The following is a 5,113-nucleotide window of genomic DNA, read 5'->3' as shown; positions in this document are numbered from 1 at the left end:
CGGCTGATCGGCTCGACTCCGGAGGCGACGCTGTTGCAAATGTCGCTGTGCCTGGTGGTTTACAATCTGATCCGGATGGTTCATCAATATGCGGCCGTCGCCAACGACAGGCCGCCGGAGAAGGTCTCGGGGGAGATGTTGTTCCGCGACGTGCGGTCCGAACTGACGACCGTGGCGAGGTTGCTCACCCCCGCCCATCTGGAACTCCTGCTGGTCCCTCTCGGGCCGGAGCAACTTCAGGCGTGGTTACTGAAGTTGCTTCAGGGAACGTGGCATCGCAAATGGACCAAGTCCGCCCGCCCCCGGCCCTCCGGTCCCCCGAAGCCAAAAACCAAGAAACTCCGGCAGGAAAAACCTCACGATTCTGTCTTCCGGGTCTTGCGGAGAACTCCTTGAAAGATCTTCACACGACTGCTGCGTCAGCGGTGGGGGTGGCCGCCACCCACAGGAAGCCACCCCCACCGCTGACGCAGTGGGGCTCTTGAGATCATTTGCAAATGCTGCTGTTTGATTTCGCACCAGTCGACCAGCGGTGGCATCCATCGACGCAACGGCCGCCGGTCGCTTGCCTCAAATTGCACTCACTATTTCAAATGCGGAGCCGGAAATGCGTGCACGTCGTCGTGGCGGGTTTACTCTGATTGAGTTGCTGGTGGTGATCGCGATTATCGCCATCCTCATTGGCTTGCTGTTGCCCGCCGTCCAGAAGATCCGGGACGCGGCCAATCGGATTTCCAGCACGAACAACGTCAAACAACTTGGCCTGGCCACTCATGGCTATGCGGGGGATCGCGGCGATCTAATCCCGCATCTGGTCACCGGACCACGACTGAGCGGATTTGGCTTTGGTAAATTCTCGCCGGGAGTCTTTTTTGAGTTGCTTCCTTATGTCGAGCAACAAGCGATCTTCGACCAAGGTGCGGCAGGCGGGACGGTGGCGGTGAAAACGTACATCAGCCCGGCCGACCGGTCGGCTGGCGACAACTATGTGGCTTTCGGCAACCTGGCGCTGACCAGCTACGCCTTCAACGGAAACTTGGTGGCGGCCGGCACGACAACCAGCCCCATGACGACCAACATCGGCCAGATTATCGACGGGACATCGAACACTATTTTGTTGTCCGAACAGCGGAAGTTCTGCAACAGCGCCACCCAAGCTTACAACACCTGGCTGCATATCACCCTCAATCAGGGAGTGATCGTGGGAACTTGTTCCAGCAGTTCGGCCTATATGCCGAATGCCGTGCCTCCGACGGCCGGGAATTTGGGAGGCAATCCGGACACATGCGATCCGGCATTTCCGAGCGGATCGCACCGCGGGGTGATCTTGGTGGGCATGCTGGACGGAAGCGTGAAACTCCTCAGTCTGGCCGGGGCAACCGCCTCGCCGAACGGCGGGTCGGCGACAACCAACTGGGGAGCCGCCATGACTCCGGCCGGCGGCGAACTGCTCGGTGGCAACTGGTAAAACGCCAATGATCGCCTCCGCGTCCTTTCCTCGTATGCCAGATGCTCCGTTATAATTCAGTTGACATTATTGGCATCCGCAATTCGCACGAATGGGCCTGCAAACGAAGGACGATCAGGTCGTTTTATACCGGCCGGATTATGTTAAAGGTATTCCTTCGCCCCCCGCTAGGTTCCCCGCATGGCGTCGTCCGACCAGTGCCCAGAGCCCGCCGACCTGAAAGCCTTCCACCAAGGGGCCGACCTGCCCTCCGGCACCGCTGTTGATTGGCTGGCGGATCACCTGGCCGGGTGCCCGCATTGCGAAACCTATCTGGAATCCTTGGACGCCCGCGAACGAACCGAAGCGGTTGCTTTTCGGCGGGCGGCCGCCGCCCTGCCGCCCGCCGACAGATTGGCCTCATTTGGAGCTGAGGCGGGGGCGGTGGTCGGCGGCCGATACAAACTAATCGAGCCGCTCGGCGAGGGGGGAATGGGCAGCGTCTGGATGGCCCGGCAAGCCAGTCCCATGAGGCGGACGGTGGCTGTCAAGCTCATCAAGCCGGGCATGGATTCCAAGGAAGTGCTGACCCGCTTTGAGGCCGAACGGCAGGCGCTGGCCCTCATGGACCACCCGAACATCTCCAAGGTGCTTGACGCCGGCCAGACCGAGGCCGGCCGGCCTTTCTTTGTCATGGAACTGGTCAGGGGGGAACCGATCTCCCGCTATTGCGACGACCATCGCCTCACTCTTCGCGAGCGGCTGAAACTGTTCATCCCAATCTGCCAGGCCGTCCAGCATGCCCACCAGAAAGGGATCATCCACCGCGACCTCAAGCCGACCAACATTCTGGTGGCCGAATACGATGATCGGCCAATTCCCAAGGTGATTGATTTCGGGATCGCCAAGGCGACCGGCCAGGCGCTCACCGACCGCACCCTGATGACCGGGTTCGGGGCGGTGCTGGGCACCCCCGAGTACATGAGCCCGGAGCAGGCGTCGTTCAACTCCCTTGACGTGGACGGCCGGTCGGATGTGTATTCGCTCGGGGTGATCCTGTATGAACTGCTCACCGGAGCCACTCCGCTGGGCCGGCCGGCCCCGCTGGCCGACTTGGCGGGAGTCCTGCGAGAATTGCGTGAACTGGACCCGCCCCGGCCAAGCGACCGCCTGCGCAACCCCCGAACCCTGCCAACCATCGCTGCCGCCCGGAGTGCCGAGCCGAGAGAGTTGGTCCACGGCATCCGGGGCGAGTTGGATTGGATCGTCTTGCGGGCGTTGGAAAAGGACCGGAGCCGACGATACCAGACCGTCGGCGAACTGGCGGCCGACATCGGACGGTATTTGGACGGCCAGCCGGTCAAAGCAGCGCCGCCGTCGGTCGTCTACCGGGCCGGAAAATTTGCCCGTCGTCACCGCGAAAAAGCGATGTTTCTCGGGTTGTTGCTCCTAGCGTCGAGTCCGGTCATCTTTTCGCTGTGTCAGAAGTGGTTTGTCGAAACAAGCCCGCTCCGAACCGAGCGGGAGCCGGAAAATGCTTCCCCGGTTTTGGCAAAAAACTCCCGTGCCGAATGGGAACAGAGGGTGTCCGGTCTTCCGGCCCTTGAGCAGATCAAGGAGGTGCATGCGGAACTCAAACGGCTCAACCCCGGCTACGAAGGCACCGTGGATTATCGGATCGACGACGGAGTGGTCACAAAGCTGCAAATAGTCCCCGTTCACCTGACGGACATCTCGCCGGTGCGCGTCCTGTCCGGGCTCAAAATCTTTAATTGCAACGGCGGCATCGTGTCACCGTACCAAAGACATCTTTCCGATTTGTCGCCGCTACGGGGATTGAAACTGACGGAACTGGACTGCGGCTTTTTACCGGTGAACGACCTTCGCCCGCTGGAGGGAATGCCGCTGTTTCTTTTGTCGATTGCCGGGTCGAACGTGCCGGACCTGTCGCCATTGCGGGGCATGAAACTGCATTTTCTAGACTGCTCCAAAACGCCGGTGGCCGATCTGTCCCCGCTTCAAGGAATGCCATTGGATATGCTGTTTTGCAATGGCACTCGGGCAACGGATTTGTCCCCGCTACGGGGCATGCCACTGATGAACCTCTCATGCGATTTCGCGCCAAAGCGGGACGATGACATTTTGAAATCCCTTCGCGTTTTGCGAACAATCAACTCTTTGACGCCGGTCGCGTTCTGGAACAGGGTTGAATCGGCCGATTACGAGGCGGCCACTTATCTCTTGGGCATCGACGGAAAGATTCGCGTCGATGATCAGGACCAAGTCATCACCACGGTCGAGGATTTGCCAACCCGGCCGTTTCGCCTCACGCACATAGACATGTCGTATTGCTCGAAGATAACCGCCGGGGGATTGGCGGCTTGTGCTTACTGTCAACATGTGAGGGAAATCAATTTCCAAGTCACCGGCCTCACGGACGACGGTCTGGCCTTTTTCAGAAATTGCCCGGATTTGCATGTGCTTTATTTGGATCAGACCCGAGTGACCAACGCCGGCCTGGCTTGGTTCGCCGACCGGACCAACGTGACCAAACTTCGCCTGGATCTGACTTCCATCGGTGATTCCGGCATCGCCTGTTTCAAAAACTGCAAGGACCTTGTCGAGCTTTCCCTGCCGATGACCAAGGTCACCAACAAGGGGCTGGCCCACTTTAAAGACTGCCGCCATCTTCAGAGGATCTCGCTGGATCACACGGTCATCGACAACGCGGGAATTAAATTCTTGGAGGACTGCCCCGAGTTGGAATTTGTGGGCCTAACCGACACAAGGGTGACTTCGGCCGGATTGGGGGTTCTGAAAAACTACCCCCGACTGACCTTTTTGGGCCTGGGTAGGATGAGGATGACAACGGAGGGCATGGCGGCGGTGTCGCGGTGCGAAAATCTATCGAGCCTGTTGATGGACAACGCGGACCTGACTGATGCCCGTCTGGAGCCGCTCGGGCGTTGCAAGAAACTGGAGAAATTGTCGGTCGAAAACGCCACGGGCGTGACGGACGAACGCTTGCTTGGCTTGGGCCAATGCGAAAAGCTCAACGACGTGCGAGCCAAGAACACGGCCGTCACAACCGACGGAGTGAAAGCCCTCAAGCGGAAATTGCCTGGCTGCAATGTCTTTTTAACCAAATAAGGCAGAACTCAAACTGATATGCCGGTGGCAACTCTCGTGCGTTGCTCACGCCCGGCAGGACTCCGCTCTGACAACTCTCCGGAAGGATGATCGGCAGGGTCGTCAGCCCGTCGGGGAACCGTTGGACCACCGGGAGCCGAGGTACCCTCGCTGGCGCGTTTTGAAGTTGCGCTTTTTATCCGGCGGTGCGAAACTCGGCCGGGATGGCCTGCCGGAGTTTTCGTCGCAAACGCCGGATTCCGCCGGGTGTTTGCATGGCGCGGGCCAGGTATTCCAAGTCGGCCTGTTCGCTGTGGCGGCGGACCGCCAGGCAGAGGCCGTGGGTTCGCTGGTGTCGCCAGCGCTCTTTCTGCTTCGTCGTCAGGCCGGACTTGGCCAGTTGCCTCGCCCGATGCCACTCCAGCCACAGGAACGTCACCAGGACCAGCTCCAGCCATCCCTCCGTCGCCTCGAACCGGCGCAGGCGGCATTGGGCGAAGCCCAATGTGCTTTTCAACTCCTTGAAGAACAGTTCGA

At 59.9% G+C, this 5,113-nt stretch carries 4 protein-coding genes; 3 read left to right on the top strand and 1 reads right to left on the bottom strand.

Annotated features, from left to right (window positions below; all coding sequences use genetic code 11):
• From BGIM_RS0137410 to BGIM_RS58940, 3 genes are all read left to right on the top strand, one after another.
• Positions 1-396: hypothetical protein (locus tag BGIM_RS0137410; RefSeq protein ID WP_029631385.1), on the top strand; the 396-nt coding region annotated here is incomplete at its 5' end.
• Positions 397-607: 211 nt separating this feature from the next.
• Positions 608-1,468: a DUF1559 family PulG-like putative transporter gene (locus tag BGIM_RS58945; RefSeq protein ID WP_020474733.1), complete on the top strand. Its 861-nt coding sequence runs from the start codon at positions 608-610 to the stop codon at positions 1,466-1,468.
• 180 nt (positions 1,469-1,648) lie between these two features.
• A complete protein-coding gene (locus tag BGIM_RS58940; protein ID WP_020474732.1) occupies positions 1,649-4,597 on the top strand; it encodes a protein kinase domain-containing protein in 2,949 nt (982 codons plus the stop codon).
• Positions 4,598-4,772: 175 nt separating this feature from the next.
• Here the strand turns inward: BGIM_RS58940 and BGIM_RS54490 are convergent.
• The coding region (locus tag BGIM_RS54490; protein ID WP_040891511.1) for a hypothetical protein at positions 4,773-5,113 on the bottom strand (341 nt) is incomplete at its 5' end.

Origin of the sequence: Zavarzinella formosa DSM 19928 (assembly GCF_000255705.1) — a bacterium.
GTDB classification, from domain to species: Bacteria; Planctomycetota; Planctomycetia; order Gemmatales; family Gemmataceae; genus Zavarzinella; species Zavarzinella formosa.
This window is presented reverse-complemented; position numbering and strand designations above follow the sequence as displayed.

What these genes read in the sequence shown, in the direction of transcription:
- BGIM_RS58945 (WP_020474733.1), top strand. Translation starts at nt 608, where the DNA reads ATGCGTGCACGTCGTCGTGGCGGGTTTACTCTGATTGAGTTGCTGGTG.
- BGIM_RS58940 (WP_020474732.1), top strand. Translation starts at nt 1,649, where the DNA reads ATGGCGTCGTCCGACCAGTGCCCAGAGCCCGCCGACCTGAAAGCCTTC.